Source organism: Ignavibacteriota bacterium (assembly GCA_016713565.1).
GTDB lineage: Bacteria > Bacteroidota > Ignavibacteria > Ignavibacteriales > Melioribacteraceae.
This window is the reverse complement of the sequence record JADJOX010000001.1, coordinates 470,618-491,644: the sequence shown is the minus strand read 5'-3', so window position 1 is coordinate 491,644 and position 21,027 is coordinate 470,618. Positions and strand designations below refer to the sequence as shown.

Genomic DNA, 21,027 nt, shown 5'->3' with positions numbered 1-21,027 from the left:
GGAAGTAACTAAATAAAGAGTACCATTTTTATTTATTGTTGGTGAAGAAATTGAACCATATAATTTATAGCCCCATTTTTTAGTTCCATCCGGATTGAGTGCATATAAATTATTATCATAAGATCCAATATATATTGTTCCATCTTTTCCGATTGCCGGTGAAGAATATATGTACGAACCAGTTTGAAATTCCCATTTTTTTGTTCCATCCGGATTTATCGCGTATAAATTATTATCATAAGATCCAATATATATTGTTCCATCTTTTCCTATTGCAGGGGAAGAATATATGTTCGAACCAGTTTGAAATTTCCATTTTTCAGTTCCATCCGAATTTATCGCGTATAAATTATTATCCCATGATCCAACATATATTGTTCCATCATTTCCTATTGCCGGTGAAGAATATATATACGAACCAGTTTTAAAATCCCATTTTTTGTTCCATCCGGGTTTATTGCGTATAAATTATTATCCCATGATCCAACATATATTGTTCCATCTTTTCCTATTGCAGGAGAAGAATATATATCATCAAAAGTTTGAAATTCCCATCTTTTTGTTCCATCAGGATTTATCGCGTATAAATTATTATCTTCTGAACCGATATATATTGTTCCATCATTTCCAATTGCCGGTGAAGATTCTATTCCACCACCACTTGGAAAATCCCATTTTTTTGTTCCATCCGGATTTATCGCGTATAAATTATAATCGGTTGATCCTACATATATTGTACCATCATTACCAATTGCAGGAGAAGAACGTTTAATAATATTAGTTTGAAATTCCCATTTTTCAGTTCCATCCGAATTTATTGCACATAAATTTTTATCATATGATGCAATATATATTGTTCCATCATTTCCAATTGCAGAGGAAGAATTTATGTACGAACCAGTTTGAAATTCCCATTTTATTAAATTATTTACTTCTACAACCATAGATGCTGTTTTACCTTTTTCGTTTTTTGCCTCTAATAGAAATATATATTCTCCTCTATTCTTTGGAATATTAACTTGGATTACCGCAGAAGTTGAATCAGTTAAAATTACTGAGCTTCCTTCCGGGTTTTTTTTTATTTTCCATAAAAATGTAAGCTGTTCGCCATTCGGGTCATATGATGGAGTCGCATCAAGTGAAATTGTTCCGGAACTATCTAACTTAAAATGATTTTCCGCGACAAGAGCATAAGGGTAATTTTCAATACTTCCGGTATTTTTTAAATTTTGTCTAAACTTAGGCCATGAACTTTTTGATAGTCCTTTATCTTTAGTTGTTATTGCATATAATTTTTCATTTTTATTTATAAGTAAGGTTCCATCAGACATCATTGTTGGTTTACTATTAAAATAATGGTTTTCATCTTTAGTATGCCATAATTTTTCACCTTCCAAATTAAGTACTTCTATAAAATTACTTGGGAAATAAATAGTCTCATCATTACACAATATTGGGAATGATCTAGTTTGTAAATTTACCTCCCATTTAAAATCAGCTTTTTACTATAACAATAATTATAATAGTTAATACCATCCTCATTTTGTGTAGAATACTGAAAATAAATATTTTCATATTGGTCAATAAGAATTGGGAAATTATCTGGTTGATAATAATTTCCCCAAATTGAAAGAGAATAATTGTCAATGTATAATACTACACTGCCATCTCTATTTAACGCATAAATTTTATTTTCACTTTTGCTTGGTACATAAATTATTCCATTATAACCCAATGCTGCTGATTCAAATCCATTGCTTCCATATGATGAATAATTTGTTTGTAATTTCCAGTTTACAATTCCATCTTTGCTGAATGAGTAAAATACATTATCATCTGATCCAATATATATGCTTCCGTCATTTCCTATTGCCGGTGATGGTTCTATTATTCCCCCGGTTTTATATTTCCATTTTAATGTTCCATCATTATTTATTGCGTAAAAACAACTATCGTATGATCCATAGTATATTGTTCCATCTTCACTTATTGCAGGTGATGAATTTACTTTTCCTTTTGTCTCATATTTCCAATTTAATGTTCCATCCGGATTTAGCGCATAGAAACAACTATCGTATGATCCAAAGTATATTGTCCCGTCATTCCCTATTGCCGGTGATGAATAAATTATTCCTTCAGTCTTATATTTCCACTTTTGTGTTCCATCCGGATAAACAGAATACATACTGCTATCGTTGCTCCCGAAATATATTATTCCGTTATCATCTATTGCCGGAGATGAGTTTATTTTGCCGGACGCTTGAAATTCCCAGATTACTGTTCCCGGTGTTTGAGCAAATATATTACCAAATATAAATAACAATAAAATTATTGTTGTCTTGATATATTTATTCATACTATCACCTTTGAGTAAATCCAATATCTATTTTTTAATAAATTCAATTTTAATTTTATTTCAGCAGCATCATCTTTTTTACTGAAACATATTTTCCCATTTCTATTTTATAGAAATATATTCCCGATGCTAAATTATTTCCATTGAACTGATATTTATAATGTCCCGCTTCCAACATATTATCCGTAAGTGTTGTTACCAATTGACCAACTACGTTATATACTCTCAGCTTTACTGTTGTTTTTTCCTTAACATCAAATTCTATATTTGTCTGCGGGTTAAAAGGATTGGGATAGTTATTATAAAGTTTATAATCCAAAGCAAGTAAGTGCAAATTCTCTACATTTATGTCCGTAATGGTTCCGTTTACTAAACCATTGTTTTTATTATTTGCCATATATTTTGGCCATGAACTTTTCGCAAGACCTTTGCTTTCTGAAGCTAGAGCGTAAAGTTTATTGTCATCAGAGCAAAAATAAATTGTTCCATCATCTGCAATGGCTGGTGATGAGTAAATTTTACCACCCGTTGGGAATTCCCAAATTCTATTTCCAAGAGAATCAAATGCGTAAAACGTACTATCGATTGTTCCAACATAAATAGTTCCGTCTGATCCCAATGCTGGAGATGAAATAATAGGTGACTTTAGTAAAGTTTCCCATTTATAGTTTCCGGTAATATCAATTGCATAAAGTGCATTTGCACCATGGTACTCATAACTATCGTATTCAGTTCCAAAGTATAAAGTCTCATCCATTCCAACTACTGTGAAACTAGTAAAACTTCTAGAATACTGGATCCATTTACTTGTTCCATCCGTATTTTTTGCAATTATATGTGTATATTGACTTTCACCATCGCCATCAAAATTACTGTAATAAATAGCACCATTGTTTCCAATAGAAAAAGCAGAGATCCAATCAGATCCTCCCGCAAAAAAGTTATAACTTTCATTGTAATAATAAATTTCAGACGATTCAGCAATAAATTTAGTACCAATTTTATTAATACCTAGAATTCGATTTCCAATGAGACTTGTTCTAAAGTTTTCGGTACCATTGGGAAATAATGATACTAATTGAGAATTATTTGTTATAAAATATAATTTGTCGTCTGGTCCAATAAATATTTTGGGATTTCTAATACTAATATTTTCAAATTTCCATTTTAGAGTCCCATCATGATTTATTGCATAAATGCTAGAATCTAAAGAAGGACAGTAAATTGTTCCATTATGTCCAATGGTTAATGTTGCTGAATTGATAAAATTCTTAAAGTCATTTTCATTAGTATTTACATTTTCCCAAAGAACAAATTCCCATTTTTTTGTACCATCCGGATTTATAGCAAATATTTTGTTTTTTTCTGCATAAGTGTAAATTGTTCCGTCATCATCAATAGCCGGTGAGGAATTATAATTGCTCCCAATATTAAAATCCCACTTAAGTTGATTATAAAAATAAACCGTATTATATGAAGAATTTCCATTGTTATCGGTAACTTTTACTATAAAAATATAATCCCCCTTTATTTGAGGAATATTTATTGTAACTATTTTAGAATTTGGGGAAGAAATTGTAATGTTGCTATTTGTAGGTTGTTTAAATACTTTCCATAAGTAGCTTAATTCATCGCCATTAGGATCAAATGAAGCTGTTGCATCAAGATTTATTGTTCCGGAGTTTTGTAGAATTTTTCTATTATTCACAATAGCTAAAGGATAATTAACATTAGAACAGTTAGGATTATTATAATTGTTTTTGCTAGCTTTAGGCCATGGACTTTCAGCTAAGCCCAAACTTGAACAATTTAACGCATATAGATATTTATCACTTGATCCAAAATATAATGAACCATCATTACTTATTACAGCTGAAGTATAAATGCTTCCTTCAGTTGAAAATTTCCAATTTAATGAGCCATCCGTATTTAATGCATAGAAGTTTGAATCCAATGACCCAAAATATATTATACTATCTTTACCAATTGTTGGCGATGATAGAATTTGACCATTTGTGGAAAATTCCCATTTTATTGTTCCATCATTATTCAAAGCATAAAGTTTATTATCTGTGGAGCCAAAGTAAATTGTGCCATCAGGTCCAATTGAAGCAGATGATTTTATTATATTACCGGTTTCGAATGTCCATTTAATAGTTGCATCCGGATTAACCGCATATAATTTATTATTCGCGCATCCAAAATAAAGAGTACCATCCTTATCAACGGATATTGGTGAAGTAGCTTTGAAATCTAATTTATATTCCCATTTTAATTCAGCATATTGATTTAAGGAGTACAAATATTTATCTTGTGTAGAAAAATAAATACTTCCGTCTGGACCAATAACAGGTTGATATTTTAATGTATCACTAACATTAAATTCACTTAGTAGTTTCCCTTGTTTATTTAATCTATAAAATTTTCTAAAAGCGCCTCCATAGATAAAATCATCATTTGTTGTTGGAAGTGTTGAACCTCCGGAGCTCCAATTAAAATTTCCATTGATAATATTTATACTTCCTCCAATATATAGAATTGAATTTTGGTTTATGTCAATTACAGGTTTATCATTTCCATAGAATTTATTTGACCAATTTATTTTCCCATAAGAATTGATTGAATAAATTTTATAATATGAAGAAAAACAAATTGTTGAATCATTTATTAATGCCGGACTGGAAAAATCTCCATTTGTTAATAATTTCCATTTCATTATTGAACTTATTTCAACAATATTGTATGAAAAAAGACCCATTTCATTTGTTACTTTTACTGAAAAAGTAAAATTTGTTCGTGGCGGAATTTTTATGTTTAATGTTGACGAAGTTGAATCGGTTAAAATAAAATTGTTATTCTTTGGTTGAGAAATAACCTTCCACAAAAATGACAATTTGCTATTGTTTGGATCTGTTGATTCTGAAGCATCAAGTAATGCATTTCCATCTGGGTCTGCAAAAACATAATGTGATTTAATAGCTGCGTGAGGTGACTTTGGGTTAAATGCGCTTGAGGAGTTAAAATTATCATTTTTGAATTTTGGCCAAGAACTTTTTGCAAGACCCGTACTTTCTGTTTTTATTGCATAAAGTTTACCATCAATAGAACCAACATATAAAGTCCCGTCATCACCCATTGCCGGGGAAGAAATTATTTTATCATTTGTTAAAAATGTCCATTTCAAAATACCATTTGAATCAAATGCATATAATTTATGATCAACTGATCCAAAGTAAATTGTTCCGTCATTACCAATTAATGGTGATGAACAAATGCTATATCCACCATTATCATCATATTTTGAATCTGTTTTATAATGCCATTTAATATTACCAAATTTATCAACAGCGTAAAATTTGTTATTGTCATAGTCTAAATTTGTAGAGAAATAAATTGTTCCATCAAGTCCAATAGCCGGTGAACTGCAATCGTACCCATCTATTTTAATGTTCCACTTTAAAATTCCATCCGCACTTACAGCATAAAATCCATAATTAATTGCAAAATATAGTGTACCATCACTTCCGATTGCTAAATTTCCTATTATTCCATTAAGTTGTAAACTCCACTTTATTGTGCCATCTGTATCAAGAGCGCTAAGGTATGTTTTATTAGAATAATTTGAACTACAAAAATATATTGTACCGTCATTTCCAGTTGCTAATAATTTAAATGAATTTAAAGAGAAATTGTATTCTTTCTTAATTGTTCCATCATTTGCATTTATTAGTTTAATTCCTTTTTCAGATGCAGAACAAAGCAAATCATCGTTATATATAATTGGTACATAACTTTTAATTTTCCATATAAATATTCCCTTACTATCAATAGCAAATAGACTATCATAATCATTTAAATACAACAATCCATTTTTCCCAACAATAGGTCCTTGATAATCATTAAACCAATTTTTGCAAACCCATTTTTTTTCACCATTCTTATTAATTGCAATTAAATCTCGCGTATTATTTATGTAGATAGTTCCATCATTTCCTATTGCTTGCGAAGTAACTATTTCATTGTAAGTTTCATATTCCCATTTCTTTTCTGAACTGACTTTAATTGTTGCATATGATGACATTCCCAAATTATTTGTTACTTTTACAACAAATTCTGCATTAAATCTTTTCGGTAAATCAAGTTTTAATTTTTCAGATTTTGAATCGATAAATGTAAAGTTAGAATCCGATTGATTAAAAACTTGCCATGTAAATGAAATTGGACGATTATTTGGGTCAAACGATTTTGAAGCATCCAAAACTAATTTGTCGCTTTCTGCAAATACAAAATATTTTTCTACAATTGCTTTAGGAAAATTCTCATTTGAACAATCAAGGTTATTTTGATTATTTTTTAAATATTTTGGCCATCCAATTTCAGCCAATCCTTTACTCTCACTTGCGAAAGCATAGAATTTATGATTTGAAGTACTAAAGTAAATTGTCCCGCTTTCAGATAAGGAAATGGATGATTTTATTTCGCCGTTGGTTCTAATTTTCCTTACTTCTTTACCTTCAGAGTTTAATACATATAAATATGTATCTTCTGATCCAAAATATATATTACCCGAAGAACTAATAGTAGGACTATAATTAATTTTTCCATTTGTTTTAAATTTCCACCTTATTTCTGCATCTGAATTAATTGAGATTAGTGTATCTTTATTGGCAAAATAAAGATTCCCTTCTTCATCAATGGAAGGCGGAACGTTGGATACATTTTTATAAATCCATTTTAAATGTCCGGTTGGATAAATTGCAAATAATTTATTTTCGTTAGTTGAAAAGTAGATTATTCCATCTTTTCCAATTGTTAGTTCGGGATGATTCCACCAATTAAATTGTGGTAAATTTAATTGCCATTTCATTGTTCCATTTGAGTTGATTGCGTAAAGATTCTTATCGTAAAAAAAATAGATAGTCTCATCTGGTCCCAATATAATTGAAACATTATTGTAAATAGGCGCAAAAAATTTCCATTTTATATTTCCATTCATATCAAAGGCATGTAAATATTGGTGAATAAAAACATATATATTACCTTGATTATCAATAATTGGATTTGAATAATCTCCAAGGTAGTCAGTGTTATAACTCCATTTAAAAGATCCATCCGGATTTAATGCAACCAAGCCATAATAATACATATAATAAATAATTCCATTATTCCCTACGACAGGATAAATTTCATCAATAAAGTGTTCTGAAATTGTCCAATCCCATTTCTTATTACCTAATGAATCTAAAGAATATAATTTATCTGAGATAAAATAAATTGAGTTGTCAGTACCAATAGCGGCCGGTGAACAATAATTTCTATCAAGTGAAAATTCCCATTTTTTTTCATTTGAAACATTCACACATTCATAAGAAGATATTCCAAGTTCATTCGTTACTTTAACAGAGAAAATAACTGAACTAAATGCAGGTATATTTACTTCAATTTTAGAGGAAGTAGAATCATCTAATATAATATTTTCATTTTCAGGTTGTTTTAAAACTTTCCATAAAAATTCTAATTTACCATTGTTTGGTTCAATGGAACCGGAAGCATCTAAAACAGCATTAGATATTGAATTTAGAAAAATATCCCTTTCTTTCAACTTTGCAATTGGAGCATTTTTATTAATATTATTGTTTGAATTTATGTTGTCTTTGCCAAAACTTGTCCAAGATCCCTTTGCCAATCCATTGCAATCTGAATAGAGTGCATACAAATTTCCATCATCCGAACCAAAATATACAATACCACTATTATCAATGTTTGGAGAAGTGTTAATGCTTCCATTTGTTGAAAATGCCCATTTTTCATTTCCTTGATTATCTAATGCATAAAATTTTCTATCGTTTGATCCAAAATATATTGAGCCGTAATTATCAATTGCTGGTGTAGAAGTTATTTTTCCATTTGTATCGAAATGCCATTTTTCATTACCATTTTGAGTTAATGCAAATAAAGAATTATCAGAACCAAAAAAAATAGTACCATCTTCAGAAATTGAAATACCACTTGTTATTTGAAAAGGAGAATTGTAATACCATTTATTAGTACCGTCTGGATTTATTGCATTAAGTGTACTGTCTTGTGTGGAAAAGAATATTGTTCCGTCATTTCCTATAGAAAGTGGAGAATTAATATTTTCATTAAACTCTAATTTCCATTTTAGTTCAGCTTCATTTGTTAGTGCGTATAAAAATTTAGCCGTACAAAAATAAATTGTGCCGTCAAGACCAATTGCAATTGAGTTATTTTCATAAATATAAGAATGTGTTTCAAAAATCCACTTTCTTTCCCCATCAGCGCTATATGCAAAAATATTTGCTTCATTTGAAGAAGCATAAAAAGTTCCATCTTCACTAATAGCAGAAGGACCATTTATATATTCATTTAAGTAGTAATTTTCCTTTACCCCATTATGTGGGGTTATAACTGAAATATCATAACCGGTTGAAATGTAAATATTATCATACTTATCAAGAGTCGGTAATGAGTTTAACTCACAATATCTTGACCAAGCTAGGGTACCATTCTTTAATGCATTTAGATAACTATCACTTGATAAAAAATAGATTGTGTTATCTAAACCAATTACGGGGAAAGTAGAAATTTTATAATTTGTTTGATATTTCCACTTTAAAGTTCCCGGTGTTTGAGCAAATATATTACCAAAAATAAATAACAATAAAATTATTGTTGTCTTGATTTGTTTATTCATACTATCACCTTTGAGGAAATCCAATATCTTTTTTTTAATAAATTCAATTCCGCTTTTATTTCAGCAGCATCATCTTTTTAACTGAAACATATTTTCCCATTTCTATTTTATAGAAATATATTCCCGATGCTAAATTATTTCCATTGAACTGATATTTATAATGTCCCGCTTCCAACATATTATCCGTAAGTGTTGTTACCAATTGACCAACTACGTTATATACTCTCAATTTTACTGTTGTTTTTTCCTTAACATCAAATGCTATATTTGTCTGCGGGTTAAACAGATTAGGATCGTTTTCATATAACTTAAATTCTTTGGGCAGTTCTGAATTATCCGCTATTCCGGTTGTGTTTAATGCGGCAATGTAATTTTCTTTTGTTAACGTATCTGTATTACTAGGATTAGAAATTATTAAAGTAACCGTAAATGAATCGGGGTAAGCATAAGTATGAATCGGATTTTTTTCAGTACTAGTTTGTCCATCGCCAAAATCCCAATGCCGGTTAAAAACATTACCAAAAGAAGTATCCGAAAAGTGAACGGTAAGTGGAAATTTACCAGATAAAGTATCAGCTGAGAAACCGGGAACAATGTAATGAGACATTCCGGAATTAAATTTATTGCCTCCAGACTTTGGCCAAGGACTATTGGCAAGACCTTTGCTTTCAGTATCTAATGCATAAATTGAATAATCGGAATTAATATAAATTGTTCCTTCTTCATTTATTGTTGGAGAAGAATATTCCAAACTTCGCAAATCAAATTTATAAATTAATTCTCCCATAGGATTTAAGATACAAAACCCTTGTGAATTTATATAAATTTTTCCATCGTATCCAATTATTGGTGAAAATTCATTTTTACTTATATTACTTTCAAATTCCCATTTTTTTGTTCCATCATTATTTAATGCCATCAGTATTCTATCATTAGACGACATTATGTAAAGTGTTCCATCATTTCCTATTATTGGAGAAGATTCATAATTGTAGTTAGATTCGTTATCATATTTCCATTTTAAAGAACCATTTTGATCAAGACAATATAATGTGCCATAGGAATAAGCAATGTATATTGAACCATCTCCATCGATGACTGGTGAAGTAAAAGGAACCTCAAATTGTTCTTCTGTATTATATTTCCATTTTAGGGAACCGTCCGGATTTAATGCATATATGTTTTTGTCTATTGATCCAAAATAAATAATTCCATCTTCACCTATTGAAGGCGAACAACAAGAGCCATCTGCTTGAAATTCCCATATTAAATTTCCTGATTTATTTAGAGCATACATTTTTTTATTCCAAGATGCAGATGCAATATAGATCACTTTTTCATTTTTCAAATCACTACTTATGTTAAAACCTATTGCTGGTCGATGATATCTAACTTTTTCAAACTCCCAGATTTTAATTCCATTAGGATTTATCGCATGTAATTTATAATCATAGGTTGTTACATAAATCCATCCATCTTGATCAATTATAGGAGAGCATCGTATTTCACTTTCCAAATCTAACTCCCATTTTTAGGTTCCTTCATGATTTAATGAATATAAGCTATGACCTGCAGAGACATAAATATTACCTTCAGAATCTAAAGCCGGAGAAAATCTTGATCTAAAAGGAAGAGAAAACTCCCATTTATTCTCATTATTTATGGTTATACTAGCATATGATGTTCCGTCATTGGTATCAGTAACTTTTAACAAGAAAATAAATATCCCGGGTATTTGGGGAATTATTACTTCAGTTTTTGCAGAATTTGAGTCTTCTATATTTACAATACATCCTTCTGGTTTTTTATAGATACTCCATAGAAAGTTCAGGTTATCACCATCTGGATCATACGATGGAGAACCATCCAAAGTAATTGTCCCATATTTCATAGAAAATTTATTCTGAGTAACTAACGCATGCGGAACTAATGGATTACTATTTGATATCGAATTATTTTGATTATTTTTTGAAGATTTGGGCCACGGACTATTTGCCAAACCAGTACAATCACTATACAATGCATAGTTCCCGAAATAAATAGTGCCGTCATTGTCAATGGCAGGAAAGAACTTATCTCCTTCATAAAAATTATATTCCCATTTTTTTGTCCCGTCCGTATTGAGTGCATAGAATTTCTGGTTATTCGAGCTCGACCAACTATCAGTACCAAAAAATATTGTTCCATCATTTCCAATTACGGGAGGTGAATAAATTTCACCATTTGCTTCAAATTCCCATTTTTTTGTACCATCTGAACTTAGTGCAAAAAAAGTACTCCCTTGAGTCCCAAAATATATTGAACCATCTGAACCGATAACAGCGGATGAAAAAATACCAGCATCCGCTAAGAATTTCCATTTAGTTGTTCCATCAGGATTAATTGCATACATATTGTGGTCTCCACATACAATACAGATAGTGCCCTCTGTATCTATCGCTGGTGCAGAATCCCAGAATCTATCAGCTGAACTGTTCCATTTAATTGTTCCGTTTGGATCAAAAGCATATAAAATATCTGTGCCGAAATATATTGTTCCATCCATACCAATTGCAGGCGAGGACTCAGCCGGAAAATCATCTTCTATCTCCCATTTTTTATTTCCATCATAATCTATAGCATAGAACTTGTTCCTATTGGTTCCAAAATATAATGTCCCATCAGATCCAATTGCCGGAGCATATCTGATATATCCATCCGTTTTAAATTTCCACTTTTCAGAACCATCTGAATTAATTGAGTACAAATAATCATTTGATGTACTAAAATAAACTGTACCGTCATATCCTATTGTTGTAGAAGTTACTCTATACTCTATATGTTCAGATATATTAATTTCCCATTTTTTTGTCCCATCTGGGTAAAATGCGTAAAATTTATAGTAATCAATATAATATAAGGTACCATCTAAGCTCATAGCTAAATAATCCATATAGTTGGATAATTGCCGCTTAAGTAAAGTACTAATATGTACTACATTGGTTGAATATTTACCTTTGCTATTTGTTGCCCTAACCTTGAAATAGTATTCGCCTCTATTTGGAGGAATATTTACTTGAATTATGGGGGATGTAGAATCTGCTAATATTATTTCGCTTCCTTCCGGTTGTTTTACTACCGACCATAAATAAGTCAACTCTAATCCTTCTTTATCATTTGATAGTGATGCATCAAGAGTTATTATTCCAGGATCTTTTTTCGAAATAAATTCTTCAGTTACAATAGCATTGGGAAATTTTTCAGCTCTTGATGTGTTTTTATAATCTTTATTAAATTTGGGCCATGGTGTATCTGCTAATCCCGTACTTGTTGATAGTATTGACGTAAGTTTACCGCCAATTTGCGGAACAAGAAGATTTCCAACTCTATCCATTGCTAAAGGGGCACAATCATTTAGACTAATATTTGCATCCCATTTCACTTCACCAGAAAAATTAAGCGCTATCAGTTTCTCATTTCTTTGAATAGTATAAATTGTCTAATCATTTCCAATTATCGGATAGTATAAATATGAATCATTACTCCATCCGCCGCTACCATTTTTATCTCTTAATTTTAGCCAAAAACGATCTTCTCCTTCACCATGACTATCAGATTTACGCATGCAATAATTACTATCATTATCAATTACACCTTTAAAGTATTTTTCAACTTGTGGTATAATTTTTTCATTTTCAGTTCCATTTGGATTTAACCCAAAAGAATTTCCAATAATTGGATTAACAGGATATATAATACCATCATCATCAATTATTGCTGAGCTAAAAAAGTCTTTATTTTCTCCAGATTCATAGCTGCTATATAAATAAGTCCATTTTAAATATCCATCAGAATTAAATGCATACAAATACGAATCATCAGATTTAATATAAATTGTTTCATCTTCACCTATTGCTGGAGCATAATATATTTTCCAACCAGTTTCATAGTCCCATTTTTTTGTTCCATCCGGATTTATTGCGTATAATTTACGATCATGTGATCCAAAGTAAATAGTGCCATTATTCCCTATAGCTGGAGAAGAAGTAATAATACCGCCAGTTTTAAATTCCCATTTTTTAGTGCCATCAGAATTTAATGCATACAAACTGCTATCAGAAGAGCCGAAATATATTGTCCCATCATCATCAATAGCTGGTGATGTTATTTCGTTACCTCTTGTTTGAAATTCCCAGTTGACTGTTCCCGGTGTTTGAGCAAATATATTACCAAAAATAAATAACAATAAAATTATTGTTACCTTGATATGTTTATTCATATAATCACCTTTGAGGAAATCCAATATCTTTTTTAATAAATTCATTTACCGTTATTTTAACAATATTATCTTTTTAACTGAAACATATTTTCCCATTTCTATTTTGTAGAAGTATATTCCCGATGCTAAATTATTTCCATTGAACTGATATTTATAATGTCCCGCTTCCAGCATATTATCCGTGAGTGTTGTTACCAATTGACCAACTACGTTATATACTCTCAGCTTTACTGTTGTTTTTTCCTTAACATCAAATTCTATATTTGTCTGAGGATTAAAAGGATTGGGATAATTTTCATATAACTTAAATTCTTTGGGCAGTTCTGAATTATCTGCAATTCCCGTAGCGTTTAATGCAACAATGTAGTTTTCTTTTGTTAACGTATCTGTTTTACTTGGATTAGAAATTATTAAAGTAACTGTAAATGAATCGGGGTAAGCATAAGTATGAACCGGATTCATTTCAGTACTTGTTTGTCCATCGCCAAAATCCCAATGCCAATTAAAAATGTTTCCAAAAGAAGCATCCGAAAAGTGAACGGTAAGAGGAAATTTACCGGATAAAGTATCAGCTGAGAAACCGGGAACAATGTAATGAGACATTCCGGAGTTAAATTTATTGCCTCCAGGTTCTGGCCAAGGGCTATTTGCTACACCATCACTTTCTGTAAATATTGCAAAAAGTTTATTACCAACTGCTAAATAGATAAGACCTTTATCACTCATTTTTATAGGCCTGTTTATTTCTACTTCAGTTTTATATTCCCAGATTTTTTCTCCATTGAAATTTATTGCATATAATGTACTATCATATGATGCTATATAAACAGTACCGTCTTTTCCAATAATTGGTGTAGTATAAACGTGTCCTATATTTCCAAATTCCCATTTTTTTGTTCCATCAGGATTTATCGCGTATAAATTTTTATCATCTGACCCAATATATATTGTTCCGTCAACACCTATTGCCGGTGAAGAGGTTATTCTGGAATTTGTTTCAACTTCCCATTTTTTTTTTCCATCAGGATTTATCGCGTATAAATTTCTATTATGCGATACGCCATATATTGTCCCATCGCCACCAATTGATGATGTAGAAAACAAATCACCAAATAATCTCCATTTTTTTGTTCCATCCGGATTTATCGCATATAAATATCCATCTTGTGATCCAATATATATTGTTCCATCACTTCCAATTGTTGGAAATGAACAAAACCTTTCAGCTATAACATATTCCCATTTTTTTGTCCCGTCCGAATTGAGTGCATAGAATTTTTGGTTATTCAAGCCCGACCAAGAATCAGTACCAAAAAAAATTGTTCCATCAATTCCAATCACTATATCATGTGAGATAAAGTCAGTTGTTTGATATTCCCAATTTTTTGTTCCATAAAAACTACATGATATTATCTTATTATAAGCTGTAACATATATATTATTATCAAAGATTGTCGGAGTATGGTAAATAAGTTCGTTTACTGTCAATTCCCATTTTTTTGTTCCATCCGGATTTAAGGCATATAGTTTTTTATCATATGGGCTTGCAAAATATAAAGTTCCGTCCTTACCAATTGCTGGTGAAAAAAGATTATAATTATCATCAATTTGAATTTCCCAATATTTTTCATTGTTTATATATACATATGTAAAAGATGAATCTCCCATTGTATCTGTAATTTTTAGAGATAAAATATAAGATGCATGAAGTCTTGGAATATCAATTTCAGTTACAACGGATGTTGGATTTTTTATATCTATAAATGCATTATCCGGTTTTTTTACTATAGCCCACTGGTAACTTACCGCACTTCCATTTGGAACAAAAGAGGGTGATCCATCTAATGTTATTATTCCAAATGCCAACTTAAATGAATTACTTTTTACTTTTGCCCTTAGTGTTAAATTATTATATGCATTACCGGTATTTAAATTATTTTTTCTAAACTTTGGCCAAGGACTATCAGCTAACCCTTTGCTGTCTGAAAAAATTGCATATAAGTTACCGTTAGTAGATCCAAAATAAATTGTTCCATCATTACTTATTGCGGGAGATGATTTTATTAATTGAAACGCATCATATTTCCATAATATTTCACCGGAAGAACTAATTGCATAAAATTTTCCATTTGTTGTACCGATATAAATATTTCCATCATTGCCTATTGCCGGTGTTGAAGAAAAGTAATTATTTAGATGAACTTTCCATTTTTGGCTTCCATCTGGAAATATTGCGTACAATGTTGTATCAACTGAAACATAAATTGTACCATCAAGACCTATCACAGCAGAAGAATAATCATTTCCTTCAGTTTTAATTTCCCATTTTTTTGTACCGTCTTCATTTATTGCCGAAATAATTAATTTACTTGGAAATGAAGAATAATCTTTACTTTTAATATATATAGTACCATTATTATCTATTGCGGGAGATGAACTTTCTGAGGCTAAAAGAGGACATTCCCATTTTTTTGTCCCATCCGGATTTATTGCATATAAAAGTCGATACCCGGTAACATAAATAGTCCCATCGCTTCCGATTACCGGTGAATTATCACTATCGATACTAAGACTATATTTCCAATTTAACGAACCATCTGAATTGTACGACAATAAATTATAATTATTACCATTTCTACTTAACGTATAAACACTTCCATCAATATCAATGGCTGGTGATGAATGTATTTGATAATCTGTATTATATTTCCATTTAAGTGTACCATCTGGATTAACTGCATAAAAATCAGTATTATAAGCTGTTGAATAGAAATATAGTGTACCATCTTTACCAATTGCCGGTGATGATTTTATCCATCCTTCAGTTTTAAATTCCCATTTTTTTGTTCCATCCGTATTTATCGCGTATAAATTTTTATCATCTGATCCAAAATATATTGTACCATCATTTCCAATTGCCGGAGATGAAGCAATTGCCCCATTGGTTTTAAATTTCCACTTAAGCAAATTGCTTATCGTTACTATTGTTGAAGATATTTTTCCTTTTTGATTCTTTACTTCTACACTAAATATATATTCACCTCTAGTTCTAGGAATTTCAACATTAATTATTGGTGAAGTTGAATCTGTTAAAATTATTGAGCTTCCTTCCGGTTGTTTTTTTATTTTCCATAAATATGTAAGCTGTTCTCCATTCGGATCATATGATGGGGATGTATCAAGTAAAATTGTTCCGGAACTATCTATCGAAATATGATTTTTTGCGACAAGCGCATATGGATAATTTTCTATACTTCCGGTATTCTTTGAGTTTTGCCTAATAGATGGCCATGAGCTTTTTGTTAAATCATCATTATCAGTTTTTATTGCGATTAATTTGTTTGCTGAACATAAATACAGCAAGCCAGCTTTATTCATTGCAATATATGAATTAGGTAAAAATGAAGAGTTATAAATTGACCATATTTCTTTCCCTTCATAATTAATTTTTTCCAAATGTGAATCAACTAAATATATTGAAGTATCACATAAGAATGCAGGAACTAAATAGTCGCTTCCATATTTCCATTTCTCTTCACCTTCGTTATTAATTGAAATTAAAAATTCGATCCCGCCGGCCGACCCAGAATATTTGAACACTTTAAAATATACGCTTTCATTCAAATCAACAAGAGGCGAAAACTTGGAGGTAGTGTCAGAAATATCACAAGAATATTTCATCAAACCATCATTATTAAGTACAAATAATATACCTTTACATAAAACATAAATTCTTCCATTGAATCCCAATGAAGCTGATGAAAAACCACTACCATTATAGGTCCAGTTTACAATTCCATCCTTGCTAAATGAGTAAAATACATTATCATCTGATCCAATATATATGCTTCCGTCATTTCCTATTGCCGGTGATGGTTCTATTATTCCCCCGGTTTTATATTTCCATTTTAACGTTCCATCATTATTTATTGCGTAAAAACAACTGTCATATGATCCAAAGTATATTGTTCCGTCTTCACTTATTGCCGGTGATGATTTTACTTTTCCTTTTGTCTCATATTTCCAATTTAATGTTCCATCCGGATTTAGCGCATAGAAACAACTATCGTATGATCCAAAGTATATTGTTCCGTCATTTCCTATTGCCGGTGAAGAATAAATTTCTCCTTCTGTCCTATATTTCCATTTTTGTGTTCCATCCGGATAAACCGCATACATACTGCTGTCGCTGCTACCGAAATATATTATTCCGTTATCATCAATAGCCGGAGATGAGTTTATTTCTCCCGACGCTTGAAATTCCCAGATTACTGTCCCCGGTGTTTGAGCAAATATTGATGTAAAAAATAATAACGTAGTTAAAATAGATAGAGATGTCTTCATAATTACTCTAATGAGTATATTTAAATATTATTTTACATATAAATTACTTTCTTGTTTATTACAACATATATTTTTAGTTATTTAAATTCAATATAATATTAATTGTATTATTTTATTTAGTATAATAAAAGTATTTTTTATCAATTTGATCTTTATCACAAACTTGTAAAATAATACAATCTATCCAAGTTGCTCAACTCACTTTATTGGTAGAGTTAAGTAAAAAAATAGCAATAAGCGAAATTTCATTTCTCTTTGACATTATATCCTATTAATAATTAAGTATCTTACATTACTTTAAACAAATGTTGTTTTTTTTAGTCAGTTAATTCATAATTGATTGATAAGCGTGTAAATTTGATTTTATCTTCATAAAGATATTGGATATACGACGAATGTTTAGGAATTATAAATTAAGTCGTTTTTGAAAATACTTAAATATAATAAACAAAAGTAATTGAACTATTTGATTGAAATTAAGTTGAATATTTAAATGAGGAGGAATCAATACATTCAAGGAAAATAATTTCTGAGCTTTCGGCCTTATTATTATTGACTATAAAAATTTGCTGATTTTATAATTCTCTATTATTTCATTAAGTGAGTAATTATTTTAATAGATAAAATTACTTAAGTATCATTAACTTTTTAATTTTTGAAAAATTATCAGCATTTAACTTATAGAAATATACACCGCTTGCAAGTCCATAAGCGCTAAACTCAACTTCATAATTCCCGGGTAATTTTTCGCTATTTACAAGTGTTGCTATTTCTTTCCCTAACAAATCATATACTTTAAGGCTAACATTAGATTTTTTAGGAATTGAATATCTTATTATTGTTGAAGGATTAAACGGGTTTGGATAATTTTGATATAATTCAAAAATTTCCGGTTTTAGATTATCTGCGGTATTTTCTACGTTTACAATTGTCTTTCCGTCAATCAACATATAAATTGCCGAAAATGGAGGGCAATTTATCTTTATCGAATCTTCTATTGAGAATGAATACGGTGGAATTTCAGAATAGTTATTCGGCCCGCCAGACGCTTGATTTGGGCCATTACCATTTATAAAAACTTTACTTGAAAAATTACCGTTCGCAAATTCATCTTGAAGCTGATACCAATATATATTTTCACCCGCTTCAAAATTTTGCAGATCAATTTTAAGTGTTTTATTATTTGATGATGTGTTAAATAATGCTATTCCCGCTTGCCCCGAATTAAAACTAGAAGTAAACGCGGTTATATCGGAATTTAGCGCTTTGTTAAATTTTGACTTAACCAATACATCTCCAAAATATTTTTGAAAGAATGTCATGTGATAAAAAGTCGGATAAGGTGTAAAATCATTAACGTTCGGTTCTCCTCTGGCAAAAGCTCCATGATCATTTCCTTCACTCCAGCCATTTGCCAAATTCCACCTGTTTACCAAGCCATATTCCTGTTTTATCGCTTCACCAATTACAAGAGCGCTATGCATTCCATTTATGTTGGAAATCATTTGTTTAGAACCAACGGCAAAAATATTAAATTCAGTCAATGCAACGGGTTTAGGCGCAAGTCCAATTTCATTGAGATCTTTGTTCACTTGATTTTTAAAATTTACTGTCTTTGTGTATGAATCCAATATTACATCCGCATTTGAATTTTGATCATAAGGCGTAAAATAATTATGAACAATATAAAAATCAGGCGCATCACCAACAACCGCCATCATCTTTTCATTCCAATTAGTCTGAACCGCGTCCCATGAAGTCTCTTCATCATATGCTTGAAATCCAATAAAGATTTCATTACCAATTTCTGCAGCAGCGGCTTTCATTGAATCTGCAAATACAAGCGCGTGCATGCCGTATAAACCGCCGTCAATTATTTTTGGCTGCCCATCTTTGTTTAATGTCTGATCAATCTGATATCCTTTATTCCAATTACCAAAATTTTCATTTCCGATTTCCCAAAATTTTGTTCTGCCATTATCATACCTAACCCAATCTGCCGCATAATGCGCGGCTTGCGAAACCGGATCAGATGAAGTTCCGTATCTTGCGTAAGCATAATTAATTGTAATTATTCCGGTAACGCTTAAAGTGTCTAGTAATCTGTAATAGTTACCGACAGACATAGTCCAATTTTCTTCGTTTTTTCCGTACCAAACATTAACATCATTTGGAATATCGGAAGGTTTGTTATTAGGTGCACGATCCCAGAAAAATTCATTTGAAAGATTTCCGCCCGGGTATCTTAAAACGTGAATATCTAAATTTCTTAAATCATTGACAAGTTTGGCGTTATTCCACATTATTGTAGAATATGTGTTGGCGTTATTCCCAAATACATATTTAGGAACTTTTGTTAAGGTATCCGCAAAATCAATTATTAAAGTTAAATCTGAAACTTCTGAAGGTTTTGTAAAATCAGTAAATTCTGCCGGACTATCAATTATTTTAGGCTGCCAATCGTTAAGGAAAAAACCTTGTTGGGCGAATGAATTTTTGATAATTAAAAAATTTATAAGAACAACAAAGAAGTATTTATGTTTGATCATAATTAACCCAATAATTTCTTTATATTAATCCTCAAATTATATACCACAAATTATGTTCTGATCAATAATAAAAATGAACAAATACTGAAAATCAATTTATATTTTTGATAAAATCATTAATAGAATGATAATTCAGAATTTATTTTTTTGAAAATATACTTGAGTTAACATTATATTTTTAAAGATCCTCGAAAACCTCTTGCCGCATAATATGATTCGGCTCCGTTATGATAAACAAAGACGGTATTGTATCTTCTGTCGCAGAAAACTGCTCCGCCAAGTTTGCGAATTTCATCCGGCGTTTTTATCCAGCTTGATGATTTCAAATCAAAACTTCCAAGTTTTTGTAAATTACGGTATTGCTGTTCGTCCAGCAATTCAATGCCAATAGATTCCGCCGCGTCAATAACATTATTCTGTGGTTTATGTTCTTTCCTCGAATCTAAAGCTTCACGATCGTAGCAAAAACTTCTTCTGCCTTTTGGAGATTCTTCTGAACAATCATAAAAAATAATTTCGTTTGTCGCTTTTTCAAATCCTACAACATCCGGTTCACCGCCGGTATTTTCCATTTCATTCAGCGACCATAATTTTTCTTTATTTTGCTTAAGTCTTGCTTCTACTTTTTCCCAAGAAATTTCTTTATGTCGATTCATGTTTTTTTCAAAACGAAGTTTTAAGGTCTTTAAAAGCTCTCCGAGTTGTTCTGCGGATAATTCTTTTTTATTACTTTTTATTTTGCTCATTTGAAGCGCTGCCTTTCTTTATTTTCAAATTTAATTTTTGTCAAACAATTCTATTATAA

At 30.7% G+C, this 21,027-nt stretch carries 9 protein-coding genes and 1 pseudogene; all 10 read right to left on the bottom strand.

The window, feature by feature from the left end:
• Positions 1–12: 12 nt before the first annotated feature.
• Positions 13–465 (bottom strand): annotated as a pseudogene (locus tag IPK06_01985) (PQQ-like beta-propeller repeat protein).
• Positions 390–944 carry a PQQ-like beta-propeller repeat protein gene (locus tag IPK06_01980; protein MBK7978786.1) on the bottom strand — a complete coding sequence of 185 codons (555 nt, stop codon included), beginning with the start codon at positions 942–944 and terminating at the stop codon, positions 390–392. Before IPK06_01980 ends, IPK06_01985 begins: the two are co-directional and overlap by 76 nt.
• Positions 945–1,477: 533 nt before the next feature.
• Complete coding sequence (locus IPK06_01975) at positions 1,478–2,356, bottom strand: PQQ-like beta-propeller repeat protein (GenBank protein ID MBK7978785.1); 879 nt, start codon at positions 2,354–2,356, stop codon at positions 1,478–1,480.
• Between the two features lie 55 nt (positions 2,357–2,411).
• On the bottom strand, positions 2,412–9,071 hold the full coding sequence (locus IPK06_01970; protein ID MBK7978784.1) for a PQQ-binding-like beta-propeller repeat protein: 6,660 nt from the start codon (positions 9,069–9,071) through the stop codon (positions 2,412–2,414).
• 55 nt (positions 9,072–9,126) lie between these two features.
• Positions 9,127–10,587, bottom strand: a complete 1,461-nt coding sequence (locus tag IPK06_01965) for a PQQ-binding-like beta-propeller repeat protein (GenBank protein ID MBK7978783.1) — start codon at positions 10,585–10,587, stop codon at positions 9,127–9,129.
• 15 nt (positions 10,588–10,602) lie between these two features.
• The gene (locus IPK06_01960; protein ID MBK7978782.1) at positions 10,603–12,492 is read right to left on the bottom strand and encodes a PQQ-binding-like beta-propeller repeat protein; all 1,890 of its coding nucleotides are present in this window, start codon (positions 12,490–12,492) and stop codon (positions 10,603–10,605) included.
• Between the two features lie 57 nt (positions 12,493–12,549).
• Positions 12,550–13,329 carry a PQQ-like beta-propeller repeat protein gene (locus tag IPK06_01955; protein ID MBK7978781.1) on the bottom strand — a complete coding sequence of 260 codons (780 nt, stop codon included), beginning with the start codon at positions 13,327–13,329 and terminating at the stop codon, positions 12,550–12,552.
• Between the two features lie 51 nt (positions 13,330–13,380).
• Entirely contained in the window at positions 13,381–17,673 is a 4,293-nt protein-coding gene (locus tag IPK06_01950; GenBank protein ID MBK7978780.1) for a PQQ-binding-like beta-propeller repeat protein, read from the bottom strand.
• Between the two features lie 626 nt (positions 17,674–18,299).
• Positions 18,300–20,222 carry a T9SS type A sorting domain-containing protein gene (locus tag IPK06_01945; protein ID MBK7978779.1) on the bottom strand — a complete coding sequence of 641 codons (1,923 nt, stop codon included), beginning with the start codon at positions 20,220–20,222 and terminating at the stop codon, positions 18,300–18,302.
• Between the two features lie 170 nt (positions 20,223–20,392).
• Entirely contained in the window at positions 20,393–20,968 is a 576-nt protein-coding gene (locus tag IPK06_01940) for a DUF4256 domain-containing protein (GenBank protein MBK7978778.1), read from the bottom strand.
• Positions 20,969–21,027: the final 59 nt, after the last annotated feature.